At 63.6% G+C, this 23,265-nt stretch carries 28 protein-coding genes; 17 read left to right on the forward strand and 11 right to left on the reverse strand.

Translation table 11 applies throughout. The features are described from left to right. The first annotated feature begins 808 nt into the window (after positions 1–808). Positions 809–1,684, forward strand: a complete 876-nt coding sequence (locus BBF93_RS01310) for a YihY/virulence factor BrkB family protein (protein ID WP_035593880.1) — start codon at positions 809–811, stop codon at positions 1,682–1,684. Here BBF93_RS01310 and BBF93_RS01315 read toward each other — a convergent pair. The 3 genes from BBF93_RS01315 to BBF93_RS01325 form a co-directional block, all read right to left on the reverse strand. Beyond that, on the reverse strand, positions 1,642–2,376 hold the full coding sequence (locus tag BBF93_RS01315) for an N-acetylmuramoyl-L-alanine amidase (RefSeq protein WP_035593882.1): 735 nt from the start codon (positions 2,374–2,376) through the stop codon (positions 1,642–1,644). The genes BBF93_RS01310 and BBF93_RS01315 overlap by 43 nt on opposite strands. Beyond that, positions 2,376–3,278, reverse strand: a complete 903-nt coding sequence (locus BBF93_RS01320; RefSeq protein WP_035593884.1) for a DMT family transporter — start codon at positions 3,276–3,278, stop codon at positions 2,376–2,378. Before BBF93_RS01320 ends, BBF93_RS01315 begins: the two co-directional genes overlap by 1 nt. A gap of 171 nt (positions 3,279–3,449) precedes the next feature. After that, on the reverse strand, positions 3,450–4,313 hold the full coding sequence (locus BBF93_RS01325) for an MBL fold metallo-hydrolase (protein ID WP_114104771.1): 864 nt from the start codon (positions 4,311–4,313) through the stop codon (positions 3,450–3,452). A gap of 119 nt (positions 4,314–4,432) precedes the next feature. Here BBF93_RS01325 and BBF93_RS01330 point away from each other — a divergent pair, with 119 nt between their 5' ends. The 5 genes from BBF93_RS01330 (at position 4,433) to BBF93_RS01350 (ending at position 7,996) form a co-directional block, all read left to right on the forward strand. Next, complete coding sequence (locus BBF93_RS01330; RefSeq protein ID WP_035593888.1) at positions 4,433–5,227, forward strand: sulfite exporter TauE/SafE family protein; 795 nt, start codon at positions 4,433–4,435, stop codon at positions 5,225–5,227. A gap of 124 nt (positions 5,228–5,351) precedes the next feature. Further along, positions 5,352–6,071 (forward strand): hypothetical protein, encoded by a 720-nt coding sequence (locus BBF93_RS01335; RefSeq protein WP_035593890.1) that lies wholly within the window; start codon positions 5,352–5,354, stop codon positions 6,069–6,071. Next, complete coding sequence (locus BBF93_RS01340) at positions 6,071–6,697, forward strand: class I SAM-dependent methyltransferase (RefSeq protein WP_114104772.1); 627 nt, start codon at positions 6,071–6,073, stop codon at positions 6,695–6,697. The genes BBF93_RS01335 and BBF93_RS01340 overlap by 1 nt, the downstream gene beginning before the upstream one ends. Continuing rightward, positions 6,666–7,529: a DUF3445 domain-containing protein gene (locus BBF93_RS01345; RefSeq protein WP_114104773.1), complete on the forward strand. Its 864-nt coding sequence runs from the start codon at positions 6,666–6,668 to the stop codon at positions 7,527–7,529. The genes BBF93_RS01340 and BBF93_RS01345 overlap by 32 nt, the downstream gene beginning before the upstream one ends. A gap of 29 nt (positions 7,530–7,558) precedes the next feature. Then, positions 7,559–7,996 carry an EVE domain-containing protein gene (locus tag BBF93_RS01350; RefSeq protein ID WP_035593894.1) on the forward strand — a complete coding sequence of 146 codons (438 nt, stop codon included), beginning with the start codon at positions 7,559–7,561 and terminating at the stop codon, positions 7,994–7,996. A 6-nt stretch (positions 7,997–8,002) separates the two neighbouring features. Here BBF93_RS01350 and BBF93_RS01355 read toward each other — a convergent pair whose 3' ends face one another. From BBF93_RS01355 to BBF93_RS01365, 3 genes are all read right to left on the reverse strand, one after another. Beyond that, complete coding sequence (locus tag BBF93_RS01355; RefSeq protein ID WP_035593896.1) at positions 8,003–8,434, reverse strand: hypothetical protein; 432 nt, start codon at positions 8,432–8,434, stop codon at positions 8,003–8,005. A gap of 113 nt (positions 8,435–8,547) precedes the next feature. Then, positions 8,548–9,003, reverse strand: coding sequence for a hypothetical protein (locus BBF93_RS01360; protein WP_035593898.1), 456 nt, complete (start codon positions 9,001–9,003; stop codon positions 8,548–8,550). Between the two features lie 73 nt (positions 9,004–9,076). Next, positions 9,077–9,607, reverse strand: a complete 531-nt coding sequence (locus BBF93_RS01365) for a D-glycero-beta-D-manno-heptose 1,7-bisphosphate 7-phosphatase (protein WP_035593900.1) — start codon at positions 9,605–9,607, stop codon at positions 9,077–9,079. A 141-nt stretch (positions 9,608–9,748) separates the two neighbouring features. Between BBF93_RS01365 and BBF93_RS01370 the strand changes: the two genes are divergently transcribed. After that, positions 9,749–10,018 carry a hypothetical protein gene (locus tag BBF93_RS01370; protein ID WP_035593902.1) on the forward strand — a complete coding sequence of 90 codons (270 nt, stop codon included), beginning with the start codon at positions 9,749–9,751 and terminating at the stop codon, positions 10,016–10,018. Positions 10,019–10,197: 179 nt separating this feature from the next. Next, on the forward strand, positions 10,198–12,381 hold the full coding sequence (locus BBF93_RS01375; protein ID WP_199288429.1) for a bifunctional diguanylate cyclase/phosphodiesterase: 2,184 nt from the start codon (positions 10,198–10,200) through the stop codon (positions 12,379–12,381). On the opposite strand, the gene BBF93_RS01380 is transcribed toward BBF93_RS01375, so the two are convergent. After that, complete coding sequence (locus tag BBF93_RS01380; RefSeq protein WP_114104775.1) at positions 12,382–13,632, reverse strand: TCR/Tet family MFS transporter; 1,251 nt, start codon at positions 13,630–13,632, stop codon at positions 12,382–12,384. A gap of 66 nt (positions 13,633–13,698) precedes the next feature. Between BBF93_RS01380 and BBF93_RS01385 the strand changes: the two genes are divergently transcribed. The 3 genes from BBF93_RS01385 (at position 13,699) to BBF93_RS01395 (ending at position 15,094) form a co-directional block, all read left to right on the forward strand. Then, complete coding sequence (locus BBF93_RS01385) at positions 13,699–14,346, forward strand: GNAT family N-acetyltransferase (protein ID WP_162786363.1); 648 nt, start codon at positions 13,699–13,701, stop codon at positions 14,344–14,346. Between the two features lie 36 nt (positions 14,347–14,382). Next, on the forward strand, positions 14,383–14,637 hold the full coding sequence (locus tag BBF93_RS01390; RefSeq protein ID WP_035593908.1) for a hypothetical protein: 255 nt from the start codon (positions 14,383–14,385) through the stop codon (positions 14,635–14,637). Between the two features lie 103 nt (positions 14,638–14,740). Then, the gene (locus BBF93_RS01395) at positions 14,741–15,094 is read left to right on the forward strand and encodes a hypothetical protein (protein ID WP_162786364.1); all 354 of its coding nucleotides are present in this window, start codon (positions 14,741–14,743) and stop codon (positions 15,092–15,094) included. Positions 15,095–15,144: 50 nt separating this feature from the next. On the opposite strand, the gene BBF93_RS01400 is transcribed toward BBF93_RS01395, so the two are convergent. Further along, on the reverse strand, positions 15,145–16,326 hold the full coding sequence (locus BBF93_RS01400) for a VWA domain-containing protein (protein WP_114104778.1): 1,182 nt from the start codon (positions 16,324–16,326) through the stop codon (positions 15,145–15,147). Positions 16,327–16,454: 128 nt separating this feature from the next. Here BBF93_RS01400 and BBF93_RS01405 point away from each other — a divergent pair, with 128 nt between their 5' ends. Together BBF93_RS01405 and BBF93_RS01410 are read left to right on the forward strand one after the other, a co-directional pair. Then, positions 16,455–17,246, forward strand: a complete 792-nt coding sequence (locus BBF93_RS01405; protein WP_162786365.1) for a hypothetical protein — start codon at positions 16,455–16,457, stop codon at positions 17,244–17,246. Positions 17,247–17,308: 62 nt separating this feature from the next. After that, positions 17,309–18,061, forward strand: coding sequence for a DUF2270 domain-containing protein (locus BBF93_RS01410; protein ID WP_035593914.1), 753 nt, complete (start codon positions 17,309–17,311; stop codon positions 18,059–18,061). A 3-nt stretch (positions 18,062–18,064) separates the two neighbouring features. Here BBF93_RS01410 and BBF93_RS01415 read toward each other — a convergent pair whose 3' ends face one another. Beyond that, positions 18,065–18,391: an antibiotic biosynthesis monooxygenase gene (locus BBF93_RS01415; RefSeq protein WP_035593915.1), complete on the reverse strand. Its 327-nt coding sequence runs from the start codon at positions 18,389–18,391 to the stop codon at positions 18,065–18,067. Positions 18,392–18,503: 112 nt separating this feature from the next. Then, a complete protein-coding gene (locus tag BBF93_RS01420; RefSeq protein ID WP_114104780.1) occupies positions 18,504–19,388 on the reverse strand; it encodes a MoxR family ATPase in 885 nt (294 codons plus the stop codon). A 367-nt stretch (positions 19,389–19,755) separates the two neighbouring features. Here BBF93_RS01420 and flbT point away from each other — a divergent pair, with 367 nt between their 5' ends. Genes flbT through BBF93_RS01435 form a run of 3 tightly spaced genes read left to right on the forward strand, consistent with a single transcriptional unit; the run spans position 19,756 to position 21,107 of the window. Further along, positions 19,756–20,136 (forward strand): flagellar biosynthesis repressor FlbT, encoded by a 381-nt coding sequence (flbT, locus tag BBF93_RS01425; RefSeq protein ID WP_035593919.1) that lies wholly within the window; start codon positions 19,756–19,758, stop codon positions 20,134–20,136. After that, a complete protein-coding gene (locus BBF93_RS01430; RefSeq protein ID WP_162786366.1) occupies positions 20,133–20,447 on the forward strand; it encodes a hypothetical protein in 315 nt (104 codons plus the stop codon). The genes flbT and BBF93_RS01430 overlap by 4 nt, the downstream gene beginning before the upstream one ends. Positions 20,448–20,456: 9 nt before the next feature. After that, positions 20,457–21,107, forward strand: coding sequence for a MarC family protein (locus tag BBF93_RS01435; protein ID WP_035593923.1), 651 nt, complete (start codon positions 20,457–20,459; stop codon positions 21,105–21,107). Between the two features lie 28 nt (positions 21,108–21,135). Here the strand turns inward: BBF93_RS01435 and BBF93_RS01440 are convergent, their stop codons facing one another. Then, positions 21,136–22,470: a hypothetical protein gene (locus tag BBF93_RS01440; RefSeq protein WP_157532623.1), complete on the reverse strand. Its 1,335-nt coding sequence runs from the start codon at positions 22,468–22,470 to the stop codon at positions 21,136–21,138. A 228-nt stretch (positions 22,471–22,698) separates the two neighbouring features. Here BBF93_RS01440 and dksA point away from each other — a divergent pair, with 228 nt between their 5' ends. Then, the gene (dksA, locus tag BBF93_RS01445; protein ID WP_051612182.1) at positions 22,699–23,145 is read left to right on the forward strand and encodes an RNA polymerase-binding protein DksA; all 447 of its coding nucleotides are present in this window, start codon (positions 22,699–22,701) and stop codon (positions 23,143–23,145) included. The last annotated feature ends 120 nt before the right edge of the window (positions 23,146–23,265 follow it).

Here is a 23,265-nt window from a genome sequence, read left to right on the forward strand (position 1 = left end):
GCTTCCGTTTCCGTCGCCGCCATGCGCAACCGGGGGGTTGCAAGCATGCGGCTGACCGCCTGCGCTTGCCATTGCTGGCACTCACTTCTTGGTCACCGTCTACGGATCGCGCCCCGTTACGGCATACGGCCCCGTTTGGCTGGGTCTAGCTCCCGCCTCCCGGCCATCGCCTGCTTTATCCCTTCATCTCCACCTGGGCCCTTTGCGCCACCAGTCTCCCGGCTTTGCTCCTGACCCGGTTTCGTCCGGGGGCGATGGACTTGTCCTCCGGTTCCGTTGGCAGGTTTGCTCCTGCCGCGTATTCCGTTGGCTTACCGAAACGATCTCACAAGGCCTCGCCTGAGTCGAGAGGCTGTCCAGATTTTTTCTCGCTGACGGAGAAGAATCTCACAGGTTTCGTTGCGCCTGTGGAATGATTGTGACGTGCTTCAAAAATATGCAACAAAATCAACCGGGCAAGGAGTATCCCTGTCCGGCTGTGCCTGGGCTGAAAAGGTCCTGCGGATGGGGCAAGGGCCCGATTTGTCCGGGGACGGTATATAATTTGTTTGAGGAATGAGATGTCCCCGGCGTCCCGGCTCTGCCTCATCCGCAGGATTGCGGCCTTCGGGCCAGAGCCCTCGGGCAGCAGGTGGATGCCTGGGAGATGACGCCAGGCATGCGCGAGGATGCCCCGCCGCGCGACCCCGGCGGACAGGAGCGAGCGCGGCAGGGCTCTGCCTGTAATGAATGCAGGCGGGGAGGGCATGGACAGGGGCGGGCTAATCCCCGGTTTGTTTCTGCGGCGGACCGTGCCAGAAAGGCAACGATGCTCGAGCGCTGGCGACCCGACTTCATCGATCCTGCAATCCGGGCTGTGCGCCGGCTGGTGCGGCCGGATGTGCGCATTGTCACCGGCGGGATCGCCTTCTATGCGCTGTTCTCGATTTTCCCGCTGATCTACATGACGCTGACGCTGCTGACCTTTTTCCTGCCGCCGGAACTGGCGCATCAGCTGGCCAAGCCGATCACCAATTTCTTCAGCCAGAGCGTGGAGCCGCTGACCTTCGAGGAGGTGGACGCGATCCAGAAGATGACGCCGGCCGGGCTGAGCGTGCGGGCCTTTCTGGCGGCGATCCTGGTGCTGTTTACGGCAACCTCCGGTGCCAAGGCGCTGATTACCGGCATCAGAATGATCGCCGGCACGGCCGACCGGACGAAGTTTGCGCGCTTTCAGGGCACGTCGCTGGCGCTGACGGCGACGCTGATCCTGATCGTGTGGCTGCTGGGGGCAACGCAGCTGATCGCGACGGTGGCGGTGCAGGAGGCCGGGGGCCTGGCGGTGCGCTTTGCCAAGGAGATCGCGACAGTGGTGGACTCGCTCTGGATCTCGAAAGGGGTGGCGAGCTTTGCGGTCTTCTATCTGATCCTGGTGATGTCGCTGCGCGGGCATGTGCGGCGGGGCACGCGGGCGCTGGCGGCGGGCGCAGGGGCGGCGGCGGTGGCCTTTCTGGGCGTGACCTTCCTGTTCCAGCTATACCTGCATTATTCGGTGATGAGCACGATCTATGGCGCGCTGGCGTCGCTGATCCTCGGTTTCATCTGGCTGTCGGCCTCGGTGTCATCGCTGCTGCTGGGGGCGGCGCTGGCGACCGAATGGGCTCATGCCTGGGGCGAGGATGAAGCGCCGGACGCGGACGAGTAGGCCGCAGCGATCTGAGCCAGACGGCGCAGCGTCTCGGTGTCGGCAAGGCCGGTGATGGCGGCGGGCATCCAGCGGCGCTGGAAGGCGCGCAGGGCGGCGGGGATGTCGGCCGTGTCATAGCCGATGGCGGCGAGATGCGCGTTGAGGCGGGAGGCGTCGCCGCCCGACCAGACGCAGGCGGCGCCGGTTTCAGGCTCGGGCCAGAGGCCGAGGCCGGCAGCGGCGAGGCGGGGCCAGGGGAAGTGTTCGCCCGGATCAATCTTGCGGGTGGGGGCGATGTCGGAATGACCGACGAGGCCGGTGGGCGGGATGGCGTGATGGGCCATGATCTCGCGCGAGAGGGCGATGACGGCGGCGATCTGGGCGCCGGGATAGGGCGGCAGGGCGCCGCCAGAGGCGCGGTAGTCATGGCCGCCATTGACGATCTCGATGCCGACGGAGCGGGAGTTGAGATCCTCCAGGCCTTGCCATTTCGACACGCCGGCATGCCAGGCGCGGAGATTTTCCGGCACAAGGCGGGCGATACGGCCATCTTCCCAGACCATGTAATGGGCCGAGACCTTGGCTTCGGGATCCCGCATCCGGGTGAGGGCGGCTTCGCCGCTTTCCATGCCGGTGTAATGCAGCACGAGCAGGGTGACGGGGTGTTTCCGCTCGTCATAGTTCGGGCTGGGGGTGTCTTCGATCTGCATTACGAGTCTCCCGAGGCGGCCTTCTTGCCGAGGGCAGCTTCCGGCATTTTTTCGTTCGGCCGCAGCGCGATGACAAGCACCCCCGACAGCGAGACGATGGCGCCAAGGATGAGGCGCAGGGTGAGCGGCTCGTTCAGGAGGGCGATGCCGAAGATCACGCCCCAGATCGGCGTCATCAGCGTGAGGGGGGAGAGGAGGGAGACGTCATACTTCTTCAGGAGGGTGTAGAAGGCCGAATGGCCGAACACCGACACGCCGAGGATGGCGAAGGCGCTGGCGGCCCAGACCATCCAGCCGCCATGGATATAGGCGTCGAGCTGGTTCGTCTCCATCACGAAGGAGAGGGCGAACAGCGGCGCGAAGCTGAACGCGCCGACCCAGGCCTGCATCCGCAGGGCGGAAATTTTCGGCATCGACTTCATGATGATGCCGCCCGCCGAGCCGACGAAGGCGGAGCCGATGATGTAGAGCAGGCCATAGGAGACCGAGAAGCTGCCCGGATCGAAGGCGATGATGATGACGCCGATGAAGGCGAGGAAGATGCCGAGCGCGCGGCGCCAGCGGATGACCTCGCCCAGGAACAGCATGCTCATCAGCGTGGAGATAGGCACGCCGAGCTGGCCGGTGACGGCGACGGCGGAGGCCTCGGCATGCTGCAGGCCGATGAAGAGGAGCGCGAAATGCACGCTGCCGATCATGATGGAGACCAGGAACAGCGTGCGCAGGTTTGGCGGGCGCGGGAAGAGGAAGGGCACAAGGCACACCGCGACGCCGAGGAAACGCAGCGCGGCAAAGAAGATCGGCGGAATGGCCATGTCGGCCACGGCCCAGCGCGTGACGACAAGGTTCAGCCCCCAGACGAGGCAGACGGCGCAGAGGAGGAGGAAGTCGCGTATGGCCATGATGCCTCCGGCCCTATCAGGCTTTGGCGGGCCTGGGCAGGGGGCGCGTTGGGGTAGGCTGGTAGGGGAGGTATGCGGCGGCTTGTGCCGGTTGGCTTTCCCCCCTCCGTCATCCGGCTTCGCGGGGTACGCCCAATCCTTCCTGCGAAGCGGAGGGGGCTCGCTAGCGTGTTATTTGCCGAGCCGGTTTACCGGCAGGCGGAGGTAGGTTTGCCCGTCAGACTCTGCGGGCGGGAGGCGGCCGGCGCGGATGTTGACTTGCAGGGAGGGGAGGATGAGGCGCGGGGCGCTTAAGGTCTGGTCGCGGGCGGTGCGCATCGCGACGAACGCTTCCTCCGAGACGCCCTCATGCATGTGGAGGTTTGCGGCGCGGTGCTCTCCGACGGTGGCTTCCCAGGCATGGGTGTCGCGGCCTTTCGGGAGATAGTCATGGCCGGTGAAGATGCGGGTTTCCGGTGACAGGGCGAGCAGCTTGCGGATCGAGCGGTAGAGCGCATGCGCGTCGCCGCCCGGAAAGTCTGCCCGCGCGGTGCCATAGTCGGGCATGAAGACGGTATCGCCGACAAAGGCCGCGTCGCCGATCAGATAGGTGAGGCAGGCGGCGGTATGGCCCGGCGTGTGCAGCACACGGATGGTTTCGTTGCCGAGGGGGATTTCGTCGCCTTCATGGAAGAGAGCGTCGAAGACGGTTTCATCCGGCGCGTCAGATGTGGGCCCAAACATCGGGCGGAAGGTTTTCTGAACCTCGGTGATATGCGCGCCGATGCCGATTTTGGCGCCGGTTTTCTGGCGGATGTAATCGGCCGCCGAGAGATGATCGGCATGGGCGTGGGTGTCGAGCGCCCAGACGATGTTCAGCCCTTCAGCCTCTGCGGCGGCGAGCACGTCGTCTGCCGATTTGGTGGAGAGGCGGGCTGGGGCGGGATCGAAATCGAGCACGGGGTCGATGATCGCGGCCTGGCGGGTGGCGCCGTCCCAGACGAGATAGGTGACGGTGTTGGTGGCCGTGTCGAAGAAGGCTTTGATCTCTGGCATTTTATGGTCCTTTCGGGCGGCGGGCTTATCTGCGTTGGTGCTAATATATGAGGCGTTGCTAATTTAGCAAGTTCTCATATATTTAAGGCTGTTCAAGCCCGACGGCGAAGGAGCCGCAGATGGACCTTACCTTGCCTGTGATACTGGCCGCGCTGGCCAGCGGCGCACTGGTCGGCGTGTTTCTCGGCACATTCGGGGGTGGGGGCAGCGTTCTGGCCGCACCGCTGCTGATCTATGCGGTGGGCGTGAAAGACCCGCATGTGGCGATCGGGACATCGGCCGCCGCCGTGGCGGCGATCGCGCTGGTGAGCCTGGTGGGTCACTGGCGGGCAAAGCGGGTGAAATGGCCGTGCGCGGGCGCGTTTGCCGTTGCGGGGATTCTGGGATCGGTGGCGGGGTCGCAGCTGGCGCTGCGGGTGGATGGCACCTGGCTGCTGGCGGCCTTTGCCCTGGCGATGGCGGCGATTGGCCTCTCGATGTTCCGCAAGCCGAAGGGGGAGGGCAATCCAGACGTGCATATTACGCCGTCGATCATGGCGCGCATCCTGCCGCTGGGCCTGCTGACCGGGCTGGCGGCGGGCTTTTTCGGGATTGGCGGTGGCTTCCTGATTGTGCCCGGCCTGATGATGGCGACGGGGATGACGCTGTCCAATGCCATGGCCTCTTCGCTGGTTTCGGTGGCGCTGTTCGGGGCGACGACCTCGGCAAACTATGCCCTGGCGGGCCAGGTGGACTTTCCGCTGGTGGGCCTGGTGCTGGCGGGCGGGGCCGTGGGCGGGCTGATCGGTGTGCGCGTGGCGCGGGCGCTGGCCGGGCGGGTGGCCCTGGCGCGGAAGGGCTTTGCGGCGATGATTGTGGGGGTGGCGGGCTATGTTGGCTGGAACGCTGTGCTTGGAATTTTCGCAACTTCCTGATTTTACGGCCGTTATGAATTGCAGCAGCCCTGCGAAAGGTTGCTAAATCCGCCGCAAAGCGCTGATATGAAGTTTAACAGGGTTAACTTGGCCCCGGCCGCGGCGCCGGGCAGGGAGATGTTTGATGGGCCTGATCTGGTGGATTATGCCGTCGATTGCCGGGGTGATTGGCCTCATCCTCCTGTTCGCAGGGTTTGGCAAACTGGCCAATCTGAAGCCTTTTGCCGGGGTGACGCGGCTCGCCTTCGGCACGGCCTTTGTGGGGCTGGCCGGGATGGTCGCCTTTATCGGGCTCAACATTCAGACTTACAAGCGCCTCACCTATGAGCGGCCGGTGGCGGTAGTGAAGTTTGTGGCCGTGCCGGGACAGGCCGACGCCTATACGGCGGACGTGACCTTCTCTGATGGCACGCATCTGCTCCAGGCCGATGGCTCGCAGCCGGTTTTCCGGGGCAATGAATGGCAGATCGGCGCGCGCGTGATCAAGTTCAAGCCGATGGCAAACATTCTGGGGTATGACTCGATCTACCGGATCGAGCATATGCGCTCGACCAACTCGATGCAGTTTTCCTCCGAAGCTGTGACCGAGGGCAAGATTGACGGCATACGGATCGTCACCACCGAGCCGGGAATTGATGTCTCGAAACTGGCCGATACCTATGGATCGCGCTTCGGAGTGGACGCCGAATACGGCTCGGCCACCTATCAGCCGATGGGCGATGGGTTTGAATATGAAGTCTCGATCACGCAGGACGCCCTGATCGCGCGGCCGACCGAGGCGACGCGGACGCTGATCCAATCAAAATCCTATCCGGGCTTCATTCCGACACGGCGGGAAAACTGATGAACCCCTGGGAGCGGTATGTCGTTCCGCATCTGATTTCATGTGCCTGCGCGACGCGGCCGATCATGAAACAGCGGGAAAAGGTGGTGCCGGAGGCCGAAGGCGTGGTGCTGGAGCTGGGCTGCGGCGCGGGCACGAACTTTGCCATGTATGATGCCGGCAAGGTAGACCATCTCTACGCGCTGGAGCCGGCGCCGGGGATGGTGGTGAAGGCCAAGCGCACGGCCAGCGAGCTCGGCATCGGCAAGAGCATCGATTTCCTTGAGACCGGCGCGGAGAATATTCCGCTGGCAAACAATTCGGTGGACACCGCCGTCATCACCTTTGTGCTGTGTACCATTCCGGACTGGAAGTCGGCGCTGGCGGAGACAAAGCGTGTGCTGAAGCCGGGTGGGAAGATCGTGTTCACCGAGCATGGGCTGGCACCGGACGAGGGCGTGGCCAAATGGCAGCGCCGGGTGGAGCCTGTTTGGAAGGCGCTGGCGGGTGGATGCCATCTGACACGGGATACCGGCGCGATGCTGCGCGAGGCGGGCTTCGCGCTGGAAGGGGCCGAGACGATGTATCTGCCCAATACGCCGAAGATTGCCGGCTATGTCAGCTGGGGCGCGGCGCGGATCGCGTGAAGCGATGCGCGCGCCGCCCTATCTTCCATTTCTGAATGGTCCCCTGAGCCTGGCACCGGGCCTGCGCCCGATTGCGCCGGAGACGTGGCTTTGTCCGGATACGGAGGCAGATGCGTTGGCGGAGAAGCGCGCGCTGATGCGGGATCGGCGCGGTGAGGTTTATGGCGCGCGCGCGGGCAGCGAGGCGGCGACGGGGGAGCTGGCAGCGGCGGTGCACGGCGCGGCGGGGCCAACGGTGGGCGCCTGGCCAAGCGCGCTGGAGGGGGCGGCGAGTGCGGTTTCCGATGATCTCTGCCTGCTGATGAAGGATGAGGCGGGGTTCTGGCGGCTGGAGGCGGGAAGCCTTTGCGCGCCGACCTTCTGGCGGCTCGGCGAGAAGCTGGGCGAGCCGCTGGGCGGGCTGCATGGGCCGGTGCCGGGGGCAAATACTGGCATGGTGGGGCGCATTCACAGAATGTTTGACGCGCTGCGGCCCGGCCAGGTGCTGGAGCGGTTCAACTGGACCGTTCAGCCGGGGACGGAGCGGTTTACGCCGAGCCAGGCGCCGTTCAAGGAGCGGGCAGCGGAGATGGATGAGACCGGCGCGCTGGACGGGCTGTGGCTGCGCGTGGAGCGGCAGACGATTTCGAAGCTGGCAGTTTCCGGCGCGGTGGTGTTCACGATTCGGGTGGCGATTGATCCTTTGCGGGCGGTGCTGGCCGGGCCGGGGCATGCCGAGGCGTTTGCTGCAGCGTGGGAGGGGATTGATCCGGTGCTGGCGGACTATAAAGGCTGGCAGCATTACCAGCGCCTGGTTCGCGCGGCGCTGGCGCAGGCGCGCCGTGGCGGCTAAAGCAGGGATAGATCAAGGAAGGACCGCATATGCAATACTGGCTGATGAAATCGGAACCCGACGCCTGGGGCTGGGAGCAGCAGGTGAAACGCGGCGCGGCGGGCGAGATCTGGTCAGGCGTGCGCAACTATACCGCGCGCAATCATATGCGGGCGATGAAGCTGGGCGATCAGGTGTTTTTCTACCACTCCAATATCGGGTTGGAGATTGTCGGCATCTGCGAGGTGAATGAACTGTCCAAGCAGGATCCGACGACGGACGATGCGCGCTGGGACTGTGTGACCATCCGCGCGCTGGCGCCGATGCCCAGGCCGGTGAAGCTGAAGGACGTAAAGGAAAACCCGAAGCTGGAAGGGATGAGTCTCGTCACCTCTTTCCGCCTCTCTGTGCAGCCGGTGACGGCGGCGGAATGGAAAGAGGTCTGCCGGATGGGCGGGATTGATCCGAAAACGCTGAAAGCTGTTTAGAGCGCGCTATTCTGCCGGGCAGGCGCCTGCGTTGTGGCTGATGGCGAGCACGACGCCCGGAATAAACAGATCTTCCCCGAGACCGAAGATGACGTCAGCCATGATGCTGAGTTCGTCGGGCGTTGAAGCAATGATGACATCTCCTTCCGAGATGGTGCCGCCGGTGCATTCGATAGCGAGCTCTGTGCCTTCTTCGGTCTCTTCTTCGCTGAGAACCGTACACTGACCTTCTGGCTCGATCCGGGCCAGAAGGTCGGCAGTGGAGAGCGCGACGGTCTCGCCCTGGAGGCAATCGCTGAGGGGGCGTTCGTCCAGAAAGGCATCGGTTGCGACGGTGAGTTGACCTTCCCAGAGGCCACCATTGAGGGTTACCGGGCCTGCGAAGGCGGGCAGCGTGGTGGCAAGCGAGAGACAGGAAAGGCTGATGAGTTTGCGCATGTTGAGGGTTGCCTGTGGGCGGGACCGCGAAGCATGAGAGGCCTCTGAGGTGCGGTGACGCGCTTTGTTCAGCATGCCGCGCGACCGGGCGCCATCCCCCGGAACCGGGGGGATCAGCCGGCCGGGCAGGCGCCAGCGTGGGCGAAGCTGATCTGGACCACGCCGGAGGGTTTTGCCGCTTCGTCTGCGCTGAAGCTCAGATCAGCATGGACGTTCAGGCGGGTCGCGTCGCCATTGGTGACGATCTCGCCATAGGTGAAGGCGCCGTCCGTGCAGTTGATCTGTGTCATGATGAAGTGGTCAGTGATGGATTGCTGTTGCGCGATGGTGCAGCGGCCCGCCGGGTCGATATGGGAGAGGACAAGCTCTTCCACCGTGATGCGGGCAGGGGCGCCCATGAGGCATTGGGAGACGGGACCGGCCTTGGCATAGGCGGCCCCGGGCGAGGTGATCTCTCCCTGCCAGAGGCCAGCTTCGACGGGGACGGACAGGGAGGGCGCCCGCTCGGCAGCGGCCGGGAGGGTGACCGCGCTGGCGGCGGCGAGCGCGGCAGAGATCAAACGGAGCATGGCGAGCCTCGGGCAAAGGAGACTTCAGTAAGCACGTGCGGGAGGGGTGCGGGTATCCCCTGATCCGGGGGGATCAGCCCCGGTTGCCATCCTCGAAGCTGGCCAGGGTCCATTCGGCGAAGCGCTCGAGATTGCCGCCGGCGAAGAGGAAGCCAGCGACGCCGGCGGCTTTGGCCGCTTCGATGTCGGCGTCCTTGTCTCCGATCAGGAAACTTGCCTCGCGCTTGACCGGGAAGTCCGCCATGGCGCGCAGGAGCATGCCAGGCTTCGGTTTTCGGTCGAAACTGTCCTTCCGGTAACGGAGGTTTTCGCCTTCTTCATGGAAGGGGCAGAAATAGATGCGGTCGATCTGCGCGCCCTTTTCGGCGAGGCGGGCCTGCATCCAGTCATGCAGGGCGTGCATGTCGTTTTCAGTGTAGTAATTCCGCGCAATGCCGGACTGGTTGGTGACGACGAAGACGTACCAGCCGCGCTTGTTGAAAGCGGCAATTGCCTCGGCGGCGCCTTCGACGAATTCGAAGTCCTCAATCCGGCTGACATAGCCCCGGTCGATATTGATGACGCCGTCTCTATCCAGGAAGAGGGCGGGGCGATGTTTGATCATGGGTTCTATGTGGCAGCTTCGCGGGAGGATGCAACCTTCTCCAGAGGCGCGAAAGGGCTCGACAGTCAAGGACTTCCAAGGAAGGGTTGCCCTTACGACAGGCCGGAGATGCCTGCGCGGACCCTGAGGGAGGGACAAGATATGGAACAATATATTCCGCTGATCGTCAGCGCGCTGGGCGGCACGGTGCTGGGGCCAATCGTTGCCAGATTGCTGGGCGGCAGCGGCATGATGGGCGTTGCCGGCGGCATCCTGGGCGGGATCGGCGCGCATTACGGCGCTGAGGCCGCGGGTGTCGGACTGCTTTTTGGCAGTTCGCCGATGATGATTCATCTGCAGAACTTTCTTGAAGGGGGTGTAGGGGGCGCCATCCTCGGGTTGCTCGCAGGTGCGGTGCTGAAGAAGCGCTGACCTGTAGGCGCTGCACCAGAGGCCGCCCCGTGGAGGGGGCGGCCTGATGGTGCCAAAGGAAAAGAAAATATGCTTATTTTTTAACGCCTTACCGGCAGGCGAGCCCTTGTTTGCCTAATAATGCGGTAACCAATTTTCCTGCACAGGGCTGTCCAACACAAAAAGGAAAGCATGGGCAGATGGCAGCAGGGCAGACGAACCAGTATGCGATGAGCGGGCATGGCGGCATCTATGCGGGCGGCGAACGCAGCCTCATGGACCATCACATCTGGCATCATGATCTTGGCCTTGTCGCGCTGGCTGCCGTGATCTGTCTGGCGGGGTCTTGGGTGACGCTGCAGTTGTTCCGGCGCTCGGCCGGCGTGGCAGGCTTTCAGCGGGCAGGCTGGCTGATCCTGACGTCTGTGGCGGCGGGCGCAGCGATCTGGTGTACGCATTTCATCGCCATGCTGGGATTTGATCCCGGCGTTCCTTTTTCCTTTGACCCGATACTGACGATTGTGTCGCTGATCGTAGCGATTACGGGCGCTGTGGCGGGCTTCAGCCTTGCCACGATCCGGCAGCTGACGATTGCGCCCTGGGTGGGCGGGGCATTTGTCGGCCTCGCCATCACGGCCATGCACTATACGGGCATGATGGGTTATGCCGTGCAGGGGATCGTGACCTGGAACATGCTGCTGCTGTTCCTGTCGATCGGCTTTTCGGTTGTGCTTTCAGCCGTTGCCGTGCGCCTGGCGCGTCATGCGCGCACGCTGGGCCGGCAGCTGACCGCTGTGGGCGTGTTCGTGGCCGCCATTGTTCTGCTGCACTTTACCGGAATGGCAGCCTTCCAGTTCGAGCCGCTCGGCGTGACGTTGATCGAACCCATGCAGGGCGCGATCCAGGCCCTGGCGATGGCGATTGCCTGCGTCGGCTTCCTCATCATCGGCGCGGGCGTCGCCAGCTATCTGATTGATGCCAGTGTACGGACAGACTCCTATGAGCAGTTGCGGCAGATGGCCGTAACCGACAGCCTGACCGGGTTGCCTAACCGGGTGAGCTTCAACAGCCGGCTTGACCACGAGATTGATCATGCCAAGGCGCAGGACATTCAGGTGGCGCTGGTTTGTATCGACCTGGACCGGTTCAAGGAGATCAATGATCTGCGCGGGCATGGCGCCGGCGACGAGGTGCTGAGAACGCTGGCGGAGCGGATGAATTATCTGTTGCGCGACGGGGAATTTGTGGCGCGTCTTGGCGGGGATGAGTTTGCGGCCGTGAAGCGCATGCAGACCCCGTCCGAACTGGCGGATTTTCTGGCCCGGCTTGAGGCGGTGCTGTTTGAGCCCATTCCGCTGGACGAGTTCCGGGTGACGCCTGGCGCTAGTCTTGGGGTGGCGATCTATCCGCAGGATGCGGCGGACAAGCTGGCGCTGATTGGGAACGCAGACCTTGCGATGTATCGCGCGAAGGCCACACCAGCGACTGCCGTAGCTTTCTATGACCCGTCGATGGATGAGCTGGTTCGGGAACGGAAGAACCTTGCCAATGAGCTGCGCCTGGCCTTTGACCGGGATGAACTGGATATCTACTTCCAGGTCCAGAAGTCAGTCGCCACGGGCGAGGTGCGCGGCTATGAAGCGCTGGTGCGCTGGCATCACCCTGAACGGGGCAATGTTTCGCCAGCGGAATTCATTCCGATTGCGGAAGAATATGGCCTGATCCTGCAGCTGGGCGAATGGGTGCTGCGGGAAGCCTGCGCGCGAGCGGCGAAATGGGAGCCCGCCTACAAGGTGGCGGTGAACGTTTCGCCGATGCAGTTTGCGCATGCCGATCTGCCGCGCATGGTTCTCGAGACGCTGGTTGAAACAGGACTTGCGGCCAACCGGCTGGAACTGGAACTGACGGAATCGACGATTTTCTCCGACAAGGAGCGCTCGCTGCACATGCTGCGCCAGATCAAGGGCATGGGCGTGACGATTGCGCTGGACGATTTCGGCACGGGTTATTCCTCGCTGGATACCCTGCGCACATTTCCGTTCGACAAGATCAAGCTGGACAAGTCCTTTGTCGATCAGGTGGAGTCGAGCGAGCAGACGGCGGCCATGGTGCGCGCGGTGCTAGCGCTTGGGCGCAGCCTGAAGATACCGGTTCTGGCTGAGGGCATCGAGAATGCCGAGCAGCTCAGTATGCTGTCGATAGAGGGGTGTGACGAGGTGCAGGGTTTCCTGCTGGGGCGGCCTCTGCCGATTGACCGGATCGTGAGTACGGGTCAGCTTACGCTGCTGCCGGAGGCGGAGAGGGCACCGGTTGAGCAGCGCCGCAGAGCGGCTGGCCTGGCCGGCGACGAATATGAGCCGGCGCGGAAAGCAACCGCTTCCTGATCAGGGCGTGCCCGCCGGCAGGGCGCCGCGATTGACGGCAAGCCCGCGCTGGAAGGGCAGGAAGGCGAGCGCCGTGAGCAGCGCGGCGAGCAGGAAGGCTGCGCCCGCGAACTGGATCGGCGCGCCTTCACGGGAAAAGCTGAACAGCGTCGCGCTCATGATCAGGGGGCCGATGATCATGCCCAGCGCATTGAGGCTGGAGGCCGCGCCCTGAAGCTCGCCCTGCGCATCGGGCGGGGTGAGGCTGGACATCAGGCCGTTGGCCGCCGGCATGGTGACCCCGCCAAGCGCGGCAAACGGAATGATGAAATATACGAAGACCGGATTGGCCGCGAAGGCGAAGGCCGTCATCGCGATGACATTGACGCTGTAGCCGAGTATGATGGTGCGCACGGTGCCGAGGCGTTTGAGGATGAGGCCCATGAGGCCCGCCTGAACGACCGCAGCGCCGACGCCGACGGCCCCAAGCGACAGGCCGATCTGCATCGGCGACCAGTCGTACCGGATTTCGCCGTGCACGGCCCAGGTGGCGGGGAAGACGGTGTGGGCGAGGAAGAAGATGCCGCCCGCGATGAGAAACCAGGAGACCTGAGGCAGCTTTGAGAAATGACGCGCGGCGCCCAGCGGGTTCGCGCGTTTGAAGTTCAGCGCGCGGCGGCGCTCCTTCGGCAGGGATTCGGGCAGCACGAAGACGCCATAGAGGAAGTTCACGAAGGCGAGGCCGACGGCGGCGAAGAAGGGCACGCGGGGCCCAAGCTCTCCCAGCAGGCCGCCGATCACCGGGCCGAAGATGAAGCCGAGGCCGAAAGAGGCGCCGATGAAGCCGAAGGCGCGGCCGCGCTCTGCCGGGGTGGTGGTGTCGGCGATATAGGCGTTGGCGGTGGAGAAGGTGGCACCCGATATGCCCGCGAGCGCCCGGCCGAGGAACAGCAGCCAGATATTCGGGGCAAGGCCCATGATAAGGAAATCGAGCCCGAGGGTGGCCATCGACACCAGCAGCACCGGGCGGCGGCCGAACCTGTCTGATAGGGCGCCGATCACCGGGCCGAACAGGAAGGTCATCACCGCATAGGTGGCCGCAAGCCCGCCCAGCCAGAGGGTGGCATCCGAAGGCGGGACATGCGCCAGATCCTGGATCAGGGTCGGCAGGACGGGGATGATCAACCCAAAGGCAAGATGGTCTATGAAGACCGTCACCAGAACGAAGAAAAAGGCATTCCGCCCGGGCGGGCGCGTCGCGGTGTCGGTCATGGCGCAGGAATGTCGGCAAGGCGCGCCCGCAGTCAAACGAAATTGTGCATCCCAGGAAGAGAGGGCTTGGCAGGAACCGGGGAAAGCTGCGAGTTTGGGCAGATGGCAGGCGAACTTCCGATCACGCGCATTCCGGCCTCGCCTGAAAAGGCCGAGGCGATCCGCTGCGCGGTGCGCCTGGCGACGCGGTTGGGCGACTCGCGGCTGGCGCGGATGGAGGATGCGGGCGGCCTGTTTGCGCTGCTGTCTGACCCGGCCGTGCATGCGCCGATCTATACGCTGCCGCGCCCGCTGACCGGGCGGAGCGTGGAGGATTTCATCGAGACGCACATTCTGGAGCGCGAGGCGGGGATTGGCCTGCTCTTTGTGCGCGAGGGGGAGGATGGGCGGGTCATGGGCTATTCGGATGTGCAGGTGTGGCCGGAATTTGCCGCGGGCGAACTCGGCGGGGCGCTGCACCCCTCGCTGCACGGACAGGGCAGCGGCGCGCGGGGAGCGGCGGCGAGCTTTGCTTGGATGTTCGAGGGGCTTGGGCTGGACCTGCTTTGCGAAACGGCCGCGCTCGACAATGTGGCGACGCAGCGCCTGCTGGACGGGCTGGGCTTTGCGCGGAAAGGGGAGGTTACCAGCACGCGCAGCGACGGCACAAGCCGGGCCAGTCTCGTCTGGGAGATGACGCGGGCGGACTGGGACGCGCGCCACGGCAAAGTCTGATTGCCAAGTCTGCGGCGACCGGCTAGCGGGCGCGCCATGACGATCACGGAACTTCTTATCGAGGCAGCCGGCTGGACCGGCGCAGCGCTGATCCTGGGCGCGTATATCCTGTTGTCGCTTGGGCGGCTGCAGGGGAACTCGCCCGCCTATCAGTGGGCGAATGTGATCGGCGCGGCAGGGTTTATCCTCAATAGCGGCTATCACGGGGCGATCCCGTCCGTAGCGATCAACATACTCTGGGTGGCGATCGGCGTGTTTGCGCTGTGGCGGATTTACAAGGCGGCGGCCTAACCTGCGACCTTGCCGGGGCGGCGGACAAAGCTGCGATTCCAGATGGATGGCCGGGAAACTTCCGCAGGCGCTGAGCGTTCCTGCCCTGCAGGAGGAAATTTCCATGAAACATCTACGCTATTGGCCGCTGTTTGCCTTTGCGCTTCTGGCGGCGTGTTCGCCCGGCCCAGAAGAAACGCTGGCAGCCGTGCCGCAGGACGAGAGAATGGCTGTTCCGGAAACAGCGTCTGATGATCTGTCAGAGCAGGAAATGGCCACGCAGCCTGCCAGTTGCGCCGATGAACTGGGCGCAGAGGCGGCCCAGGTTCTGGTGGATCAGTGTCTGGCAATTTCGCCCGCGACCCGGCCGCCGTGCAATGCGCAGAACAGCTGCGACATGATCCGCGACGAAATCCGCCGGGGCTGCGGGTTTGGGGATGAAGGCGGCAATCCGGCGTTTTGCAGCGAGTACCAATAACGATCCCGGTCCCTCGCCGATAGGGTTCGGCGGGGGAGCAGGGGGGGGCGTTAGCGGCTGAGTTCTTTCATCGCCTCATCCAAGCCGGCGAGGGTGAGTTCGAACATGCGGTGGGGGCCGATCAGTTCACGGATGAGCTTGATCGAGCCGGTATATTCCCAGGCGCCTTCCTTGGTGGGGTTCAGCCAGACGAAGTTGGGATAGCGCTCCACGAAGCGCTGGATCCAGAGGCCGCCGGCCTCTTCATTCCAATGTTCAACCGAGCCGCCGGCATAGGTGATTTCATACGGGCTCATCGTGGCGTCGCCCACGACGATTACTTTGTAGTCTGACGGATATTTGTTCAGAACATCCCAGGTCGGGATGCGGTTGTTCATCCGGCGGCGGTTATCCTTCCAGAGGCCCTCATAGGGGCAGTTGTGGAAGTAGTAGTATTCGAGGTTCTTGATCTCCGAGCGCGCGGCGGAGAACAGCTCCTCCATCACGCGGACATGCGGGTCCATCGAGCCGCCGACATCCAGCAGCAGGAGCACGGAAATCGTGTTGCGCTTTTCCGGGCGCATTTCGATGTCGAGATAGCCCTTGCGGGCCGTGTTGCGGATTGTGCCGTCCAGGTCGAGCTCGTCCGGGGCGCCCTTGCGGGCCCATTTGCGCAGGCGCTTCATGGCGACCTTGATGTTGCGCGTGCCCAGCTCGATCTTGTCGTCGTAATTCTTGAATTCGCGCTTGTCCCATACCTTCACGGCGCGGCGGTGGCGCGACTTGTCCTGGCCGATGCGGACGCCTTCGGGATTGTAGCCATTGGCGCCGAAGGGCGAGGTGCCGCCGGTGCCGATCATCTTGTTGCCGCCCTCATGGCGCTTTTTCTGTTCTTCGAGGCGCTTTTTCAAAGTCTCCATCAGCTTTTCAAAGCCGCCCATGGCTTCAATCTCGGCCATTTCCTCCGGCGTGAGGAATTTCTCGCTCATTTTCTTGAGCCATTCTTCGGGCAGGTCCTGCACGTTCACGGCATCTGCCAGCGTGTCGAGGCACTTGAAGGTATGGGAGAAAACGCGGTCGAACTTGTCGATATTGCGCTCATCCTTCACCAGGGCGGCGCGGGAGAGGTAGTAGAACTCCTCCACCTCCATATCGATGACCTGCTTGTCCATCGCCTCCATCAGGAGGAGGTATTCCTTCAGCGTGACCGGGACTTTCGCCGCGCGCAGCTCGTTGAAGAAATTCAGGAACATGGCCCATACCTTTCGGTTTCCTACAGAGGCAAGATAACCCTCATGGGGGCGTCTGTCCAAGCTGACGCTGGGAAAAGTGTGGTCATTTGCGGTTCATGAGGGCGGGGGTAGGAAAAGATATGCTTCGGGTGGCCCTTTTCTCTTGTCTGGTGGCGGTTGGCGCCTGCGCGGCCACGGCGGCCCCATCCGGCCCGCCGCCGGCGCCGATGTTTGCGCCGGGCGCGGGCGCGCCGGGCGATTGCACCGGGCCGGCGGAAGCAAGCTGTATGCTGGATGCCGCCTGGCAGGCGGCCGGATTGCTGCCCCAGGACAAGCAGGCGCGGCTGAAACCCGCTTTCGCCGAGACGACCCGCGGCATCAGGGATGGGGCGCTTGCCTCCAGATGGCAGATGCGGCTCGGCACGGCGCCTCCGCCCCAGCCGGCGCCGGATTTCGCGCGCCGCCAGGCTGAAGCGGCGATTGCCGAGTATGGCTGGCAGGGATTTCTGGCGCGCGCCCATCGCGGCGAGGCGCCGCTGAATATGGGGCGGCCGGAGATCCTGGCAGCCGCTGTGGAGCTGGCGCCTGACCCTGATCAGCGCGTCTACCTTATCGACATCATGTTTTCACTCGCCGGAGCGCCCAAGCCTGGCACCAGCGGTTTCATCAGCCAGGACAGTTTCGAGCGGGCCTCGCTGGGCCATGTGCTGACCGAACAGATGATGAAGGATTGCAATCTCGTGGCCTTTGACCGCGCGCGGGGGCTGACGGCGGCGCCGGAGTCGATCCGTTATGAGCTGTGGCGTACGCGGATGACCGGTGGGGCGGGCAAGCTCGCGCCCCGGATCCGCCAGGGCGACGGCAGCGATGACACAACCTTCGTGCGGCATGTTCTGGAAGGGTATGGGCCGGTTCTGCGGCAGGGATATTGTCCGGGCTGATTGCCGCGCGCGGGGCCTTGAAGACTTTTCCCGGTCACAAAGGTGAGGCATAGGGTCTGCGCATGGATACGATGGACGAAACCGAAGCCGATCATGTTGTCCCGCCCGCAGAAGGGCTGTGCGGCCCCTCTGAGGTGACGGCGCTCTCCCACCTCTACCGCGCGGAAGTCTACCGCTCGACGGTGTGGCGCCAGCGGCTTGATCAGACGACGAACTGGGCGGTGATTTCGACCGGGATTGGCCTCTCCGTGGCGTTTGCCAATGAGCGCGCCTCGCCCTTCCCCATCGTGCTGGTGGGGATGCTGTGCATCGTGTTTCTGATGCTGGAAGCGCGGCGCTACCGGTTTTTCTATGTGTGGCGCTTCCGGGCGCGGGTGATCGAGATTGCGTTCTATGTGCCGATCCTGCGCGGAGAGGGCACCAAGATCCGCCTCGACCGGGGCACGGCGCTGTCAGATGATTATGAAAAGCCGCAATACAGGATTTCGATGATCCGCTGTGTGGGGCGGCGGCTCCGGCGCAATTATGGCTGGATCTTTGCCATCCTGGGCGCGGCGTATTTTGCCAAGATCGCGATCCATCCGGTGGATGTGACCTCGTGGGAGCAGCTGTTCCGGCGGGCGCATATCGGGCCGATCCCCGGCTGGGTGGCTATCAGCTGCGGTCTCGCCTTCCATCTGACCTGGATTTTCATCGCTTGGAAAACCTGGTGGGACGAACGCACCGACAAGACCAAGATGGCGGACTTCCTCAAGAGCCGGGAAGACGTGAACTATGTGCGCGCAGCGAGCGCGCATGATTCAGCGCTGGGTTGAGGATTAGTCTTTCGCGCGGTCCAGAAGGTCGTCAGTGACTTCCATGGTGAAGACCGGATCATTGCCGGGCGGCGTTTCGCAGACAGCGTCTGAGAAGGCGGCGCGGGTTTCGGGATCGTCATAGACCATCTTCTGGTCATAGGCGCGCTGCCAGGTTTCCTCGTCGGGCCATTCGGCATAGCCGACAAAGCGGCCATCGCGTTCCTGATGCAGGCGCGAGCCATAGCTGCCATAGCGTTCGCGGATCAGCTCTGTCCCGCGCACCCAGGCATTGCGGAACTGGTCTTCCTTGCCCGGATGAACCCGCCACCAGTAGACTGCGATGAACATGGCGCCTCCTTGCTTGCTCAGGAAGGCAACGCGCCGGGGCTTGAATTGATCCGTTAAAAGCAAAAAAGCCGGGGCGGGCCCCGGCTTTCGCATGTTCGATCCCTCTGGCCGATCAGCCCGCCGGGCCGCGGCGGCCGCCGCCGCTCGTGCCACCGCCATCGCTGCGGCGGGAGAGGAAGGCGAGGCGTTCGAAGAGGGCCACGTCCTGCTCGTTTTTCAGCAGCGCGCCGTGCAACGGCGGGGTGAGGCGATCGGGATCTTTCTCGCGCATCGTTTCCAGGTCGATATCCTCATTCATGAGGAGTTTCAGCCAGTCGAGCAACTCCGATGTGGACGGCTTTTTCTTCACGCCCGGCAGCTCGCGCATGGCATAGAAGGTGGAGAGGGCGTCGCCGACGAGCTTTTTCTTGATGCCGGGGAAGTGGACATCGATGATGGCACGCATCGTCGGCTCGTCCGGGAATTTGATGAAATGGAAGAAGCAGCGGCGCAGGAAGGCGTCGGGCAGTTCTTTCTCATTGTTCGAGGTGATGATGACGATCGGGCGCTGGATGGCTTTCACCGTTTCGCCGGTTTCGTAGACGAAGAATTCCATCCGATCGAGTTCCTGCAGGAGATCGTTCGGGAATTCGATGTCGGCCTTGTCGATCTCGTCGATCAGCAGGACGGGGCGCTTGCCGGCGGTGAACGCCTCCCAAAGCTTGCCCTTCTTGATGTAGTTCTTGACGTCCTTGGCGCGCTCTTCGCCCATTTGGCCGTCGCGCAGGCGAGAGACCGCGTCATATTCGTAGAGGCCCTGATTGGCCTTGGTGGTGGACTTGATGTGCCATTCGATCAGTTCCGAGCCGAGGGCCTTGGCCACTTCGATCGCCAGCACGGTCTTGCCGGTGCCGGGCTCGCCCTTGATCAGGAGCGGACGTTCCAGGGCAATGGCGGCGTTGACGGCCACGCGCAGGTCATCTGTTGCGACATAATCCTTGGTGCCCTCAAACCGCATCCGTCTCGTCCCTTCATTCTGTTTGCTAACCCGCACAATAAGGCCGCGCGGGGCGCGGGCAAGCGCTGACCTGAAGGAAAGTGCTGCGGTGCAGAATCGAATTTCCTTAGGGGAAGGGGGAACCTGTGGTACAAGGACGATGCCATGCGCGCCGCCACAGAGGCTCAAGCTTCACGCTAAGCGTCGCGCCGGTTTCAGGCAGGCTGGCCGGTCCGGTTGGCCCGAAGAAACTGGTCTAGACCTTATGATCCAACTGCCCCCGGCTGTCGGGCGCATGGCTTCCCAACCTCCCGTAAATATTTGGAAAGCAAGCGTTAACGCCTTTGTGTGAATTTGAAACAATCCGCACCATGGGGGCCGGAGACGCATGCCGCTCAAACTTTCTCTCAAGCCAGGCGAGACCTTCGTTGTGAACGGCGCGGTCGTCCGCAACGGCGACCGGCGCGGCGTGCTGCTGCTGGAGACCCAGGCCCGCATCCTGCGTGAGAAGGATATTCTGGCGCCGTCCGCCGTTTCGACGCCCGCAGAGCGTGCGTATTTTGCCGTGATGCAGATGTATCTGCTCGGCGAGGTCGATGGCCCGCTTTATACTCAGACCGCCGAAGCCCTCGCCGGGCTGCTCGCCGACATGCCGGACGCGCGTGAGGATGTGCTGCAGATCTCGGCCGATGTCGTCGCCGGCGATCTTTACAAGGCACTCAGCCGCTGCCGGAAGCTGATGCCGGCCCTGGGCACGGAGGCCGCATGATGGCGGATGGCAACCAGATGCAGGCGCGCGCGCTGCGCGCTGAAGTAACCACGGGCCTGGAAGAGGCCATCGGCAAGCTGGAAGCAGGGGCCGGTGCCGGCCTGGCGGTGGACCTTGGCGGCGGACGGATCGCCCGGGCCGACAGCCCGCGCGGCGAGGAAGGCCTGCTGCAACGCCTGCGTGGCCACAGGATGTTGCTGGCGCTGGCTTCAGGCAAGGCAGATCTTTCACGCCTCAAATCCATGCCGGGCGACCTGCAGGTGGCGCCCGCTGTGCGCGAGATCCTTGACGCAGCGGCACGCAAGGCCTAGCGCCGCGCCATGTCGCCTGAACTGATTTCCCTCTTCACCGCTGCTTTCGTCACCTTCTTCGTGCTCATTGATGCACCGGGGGTGGCGCCGATCTTTGCGACGCTGACGGCGAAGGGATCGCCCGCCTATCGCCGCAAGATGGCTTACAAGTCGGTCTTCGTGGCAACGATCATCATGCTGCTGTTTGCTTTTGGCGGCGCGTGGCTGCTGGACGCGATGCACATCTCCATCGATGCCTTCCGGGCCGCGGGCGGGGTGCTGCTGTTCCTGATCGCGCTCGACATGGTGTTCGAAAAGCGGACCGAGCGGCGTGAACACCGGGCCGAGGAAGTGCTGGAAGGCCACCGCGATGATCCGGAGCCGGAAGATGTTTCGGTGTTCCCGATGGGTATTCCGATGATTGCGGGGCCCGGCTCGATTGCCACAGCGATGTTCTACATGTCGGAAGCGCCGACTTTTGTGCATCAGAGTGTCGTGCTGGCGGCCATTGGCCTCAACCTGCTGATCACGCTGGTGGTTTTCCTGATGGCCGGGCCGATTGTCCGCCTCATCGGGGCGAGCGTGGCGGGCGCGCTGACGCGTATCCTGGGGGTTATCCTGGCAGCGCTTTCGGCGCAGCTGATCATCGACGGCATTCGCGGCGCGTTCAATATCGGCTGATTTTTCAGATGATTCCTGAGATAATGTCTCAGGCGCCCTGAGGCTCGGCCCTCGGCTTGGGCAGCTTGATGTAGAGCCGCACGGTTGAGAGCATCACCCAGAACAGCAGCATGCCGGCGGCTGTCAGGCTCATGATCTCCAGCACGGTATTGCGGTTCCAGCTGATGCCGGCATCGGCGATCTTGAGCGCTTCACGGCCCCGTTCGCGCACCAGCACGATCAGGCGTTCGCCGCCCGCCTCTGCCAGCAGGCGGGCTCGCTGAAGGTCTGTGCCGTCCTCAATCACCGCCAGAACCGTCAGCGCGCCGCCGGGGCTGGTCTGGGCGGCAAGGCGCTGGATCTGGTCAAGGTCAGCCTCCAGTGGGCCGAGGCCTGCCTGATTGATCGAGCCCCCATAGGCGGCGCGGACACGTTCGGCGCGTACTTCGGTGGTGGCGAGGTCTCTGAACGCTTCCTGCAAGGCAGGCTCCAGCGCCGCGTCGGGCAGGGCGGCATCCACCTGTTCGGCAAGATAGTCCGAGAAGCTCGGCGTCAGGCGCTGAGAGCGGCGGGCTGATTTCAGGATCGAGACGGAAAGTGCGGTCGCGTCGGAAAGGCCGTCGCTATAGTCCTGCTGGACAAGGCCAAGGCCGGTGAGCTTCAGGACAAGTTCGTCGGAGCGGTCGCCCTCGATCCAGCGCTGAGACATGACGGCAAGATCGGCATAGCTGCCGAGGATCTGGAACCGGCGCTCGTCTTCATTGCGGACATTCGCCTGCAGCACGATGGGGGCGTCGGCGGCGGGCTCCGGCGTCTCGGGGGCCTCTGCCGGCTCAGCTGCTTCCGCGAGCTCTGGTGGAGGTTCCTGTGTCTCGGCGGGGTCTGCTTCGCCGGGGAGCGCCGCGGGCGTCTGGGGGGCAGGGGGATTGTAGCGCTCGGTTTCCATGATCCGCATGGCAACATTTTCAGGCAGCTTCTGCAGGGCGGCGCGGATCAGGCGTTCGTCCGGCGTGCCGGTGACCTCCGCTTCGGCGCGCACACGGATCTGTTCGCCCAGATCGCGGCCCAGCATCTGCGGCGCGGCGAGCAGATAACCGCGCACGGCCGACATGTTGCGCCCGTCCATCTCCGCCACAATCCGGTCCTGCCAATAGGGGAGCTTGCTGTCCTCGTCGCGGGGCCCGAACGTGGTCAGCTCCTCAAGCAGCCGGACATTGGCATGCTGAAGCGCCTCGGCGGCGCCTTCGCGGGAGGTCAGATCCTGATCGTAAGCATTGGAAATGGCACGTGCGCCGATCACAGGCAGAAGAATCAGCAGGGAATTGAACATCACCGCCAGCATCCAGCCCGCTCTGCGGGATTGTACTTTCCGTTGGCGGGCCATTCCGTCGATTTTACCGTTTGGGCAGACTGTAAGGGCAGTTGCACATAGAGCGTGCCGGGGGGGCAAAGATCAAGGGGTGGTCTGCAACTTGCACTGTGCAGAACGCTCTTTGTGGGGCATTGAAGCGTTTACTGACAGTGTTTCGGCATGTTTTTGTCGTAATTGTCTGAAATTACAGGATTTACCCCCTCAGTCTCGGACATTGCGGAGAATCGAGGTCCGCTCTATATGGCACACAAACGAGTGAAGGAGTCTGCCGTGAGTATCGATCTCTCAGACGATTATCGCCCCTCGGAAGACGAAGAGTTCATGAATGAGCGGCAGCTGGCCTATTTCAGGCGCCTGCTGGAAGCCTGGAAGGCCGACATTCTCGACGGCGCCAAGCAGACCATTCACAATCTTCAGGACGAGTCAGGCTCTCTCCCCGACATTGTGGACCGCGCTTCGGCCGAAAGCGACAAGGCGCTCGAGCTGCGCACGCGGGACCGCCAGCGCAAGCTGATTTCCAAGATCGACGCGGCCCTGCGCCGGATCGAAGACGGTTCATACGGCTATTGCGAGGCGACCGGTGAGCCGATCGGCCTGCGGCGCCTGGAAGCGCGCCCCACCGCGACCCTCAGCCTTGAGGCGCAGGAGCGTCACGAGCGCAAGGAACGCACCCTGCGCGACGACTAGGCACCGCGTTTTTAAAGTTCTGCGAACAGTAAAAAGGCGGCTCTCCAGATCGGAGTGCCGCCTTTTTCCAGTCATCTTTCCCCACGCCTTTGGCGGATGTTGTACGAGCTTCTTTGGCCG

It is taken from the genome of Hyphomonas sp. CACIAM 19H1 (genome assembly GCF_003325995.1).
GTDB lineage: Bacteria > Pseudomonadota > Alphaproteobacteria > Caulobacterales > Hyphomonadaceae > Hyphomonas > Hyphomonas polymorpha.

Excerpts from the sequence above, each read along its gene's own strand:
- BBF93_RS01310 (WP_035593880.1), top strand. The coding sequence starts at position 809 with ATGCTCGAGCGCTGGCGACCCGACTTCATCGATCCTGCAATCCGGGCT.
- BBF93_RS01315 (WP_035593882.1), bottom strand. The coding sequence starts at position 2,376 with ATGCAGATCGAAGACACCCCCAGCCCGAACTATGACGAGCGGAAACAC.
- BBF93_RS01320 (WP_035593884.1), bottom strand. The coding sequence starts at position 3,278 with ATGGCCATACGCGACTTCCTCCTCCTCTGCGCCGTCTGCCTCGTCTGG.
- BBF93_RS01325 (WP_114104771.1), bottom strand. The coding sequence starts at position 4,313 with ATGCCAGAGATCAAAGCCTTCTTCGACACGGCCACCAACACCGTCACC.
- BBF93_RS01330 (WP_035593888.1), top strand. The coding sequence starts at position 4,433 with ATGGACCTTACCTTGCCTGTGATACTGGCCGCGCTGGCCAGCGGCGCA.
- BBF93_RS01335 (WP_035593890.1), top strand. The coding sequence starts at position 5,352 with ATGGGCCTGATCTGGTGGATTATGCCGTCGATTGCCGGGGTGATTGGC.
- BBF93_RS01340 (WP_114104772.1), top strand. The coding sequence starts at position 6,071 with ATGAACCCCTGGGAGCGGTATGTCGTTCCGCATCTGATTTCATGTGCC.
- BBF93_RS01345 (WP_114104773.1), top strand. The coding sequence starts at position 6,666 with ATGTCAGCTGGGGCGCGGCGCGGATCGCGTGAAGCGATGCGCGCGCCG.
- BBF93_RS01350 (WP_035593894.1), top strand. The coding sequence starts at position 7,559 with ATGCAATACTGGCTGATGAAATCGGAACCCGACGCCTGGGGCTGGGAG.
- BBF93_RS01355 (WP_035593896.1), bottom strand. The coding sequence starts at position 8,434 with ATGCGCAAACTCATCAGCCTTTCCTGTCTCTCGCTTGCCACCACGCTG.
- BBF93_RS01360 (WP_035593898.1), bottom strand. The coding sequence starts at position 9,003 with ATGCTCCGTTTGATCTCTGCCGCGCTCGCCGCCGCCAGCGCGGTCACC.
- BBF93_RS01365 (WP_035593900.1), bottom strand. The coding sequence starts at position 9,607 with ATGATCAAACATCGCCCCGCCCTCTTCCTGGATAGAGACGGCGTCATC.
- BBF93_RS01370 (WP_035593902.1), top strand. The coding sequence starts at position 9,749 with ATGGAACAATATATTCCGCTGATCGTCAGCGCGCTGGGCGGCACGGTG.
- BBF93_RS01375 (WP_199288429.1), top strand. The coding sequence starts at position 10,198 with ATGGCAGCAGGGCAGACGAACCAGTATGCGATGAGCGGGCATGGCGGC.
- BBF93_RS01380 (WP_114104775.1), bottom strand. The coding sequence starts at position 13,632 with ATGACCGACACCGCGACGCGCCCGCCCGGGCGGAATGCCTTTTTCTTC.
- BBF93_RS01390 (WP_035593908.1), top strand. The coding sequence starts at position 14,383 with ATGACGATCACGGAACTTCTTATCGAGGCAGCCGGCTGGACCGGCGCA.
- BBF93_RS01395 (WP_162786364.1), top strand. The coding sequence starts at position 14,741 with ATGAAACATCTACGCTATTGGCCGCTGTTTGCCTTTGCGCTTCTGGCG.
- BBF93_RS01400 (WP_114104778.1), bottom strand. The coding sequence starts at position 16,326 with ATGTTCCTGAATTTCTTCAACGAGCTGCGCGCGGCGAAAGTCCCGGTC.
- BBF93_RS01410 (WP_035593914.1), top strand. The coding sequence starts at position 17,309 with ATGGATACGATGGACGAAACCGAAGCCGATCATGTTGTCCCGCCCGCA.
- BBF93_RS01415 (WP_035593915.1), bottom strand. The coding sequence starts at position 18,391 with ATGTTCATCGCAGTCTACTGGTGGCGGGTTCATCCGGGCAAGGAAGAC.
- BBF93_RS01420 (WP_114104780.1), bottom strand. The coding sequence starts at position 19,388 with ATGCGGTTTGAGGGCACCAAGGATTATGTCGCAACAGATGACCTGCGC.
- flbT (WP_035593919.1), top strand. The coding sequence starts at position 19,756 with ATGCCGCTCAAACTTTCTCTCAAGCCAGGCGAGACCTTCGTTGTGAAC.
- BBF93_RS01430 (WP_162786366.1), top strand. The coding sequence starts at position 20,133 with ATGATGGCGGATGGCAACCAGATGCAGGCGCGCGCGCTGCGCGCTGAA.
- BBF93_RS01435 (WP_035593923.1), top strand. The coding sequence starts at position 20,457 with ATGTCGCCTGAACTGATTTCCCTCTTCACCGCTGCTTTCGTCACCTTC.
- BBF93_RS01440 (WP_157532623.1), bottom strand. The coding sequence starts at position 22,470 with ATGGCCCGCCAACGGAAAGTACAATCCCGCAGAGCGGGCTGGATGCTG.
- dksA (WP_051612182.1), top strand. The coding sequence starts at position 22,699 with ATGGCACACAAACGAGTGAAGGAGTCTGCCGTGAGTATCGATCTCTCA.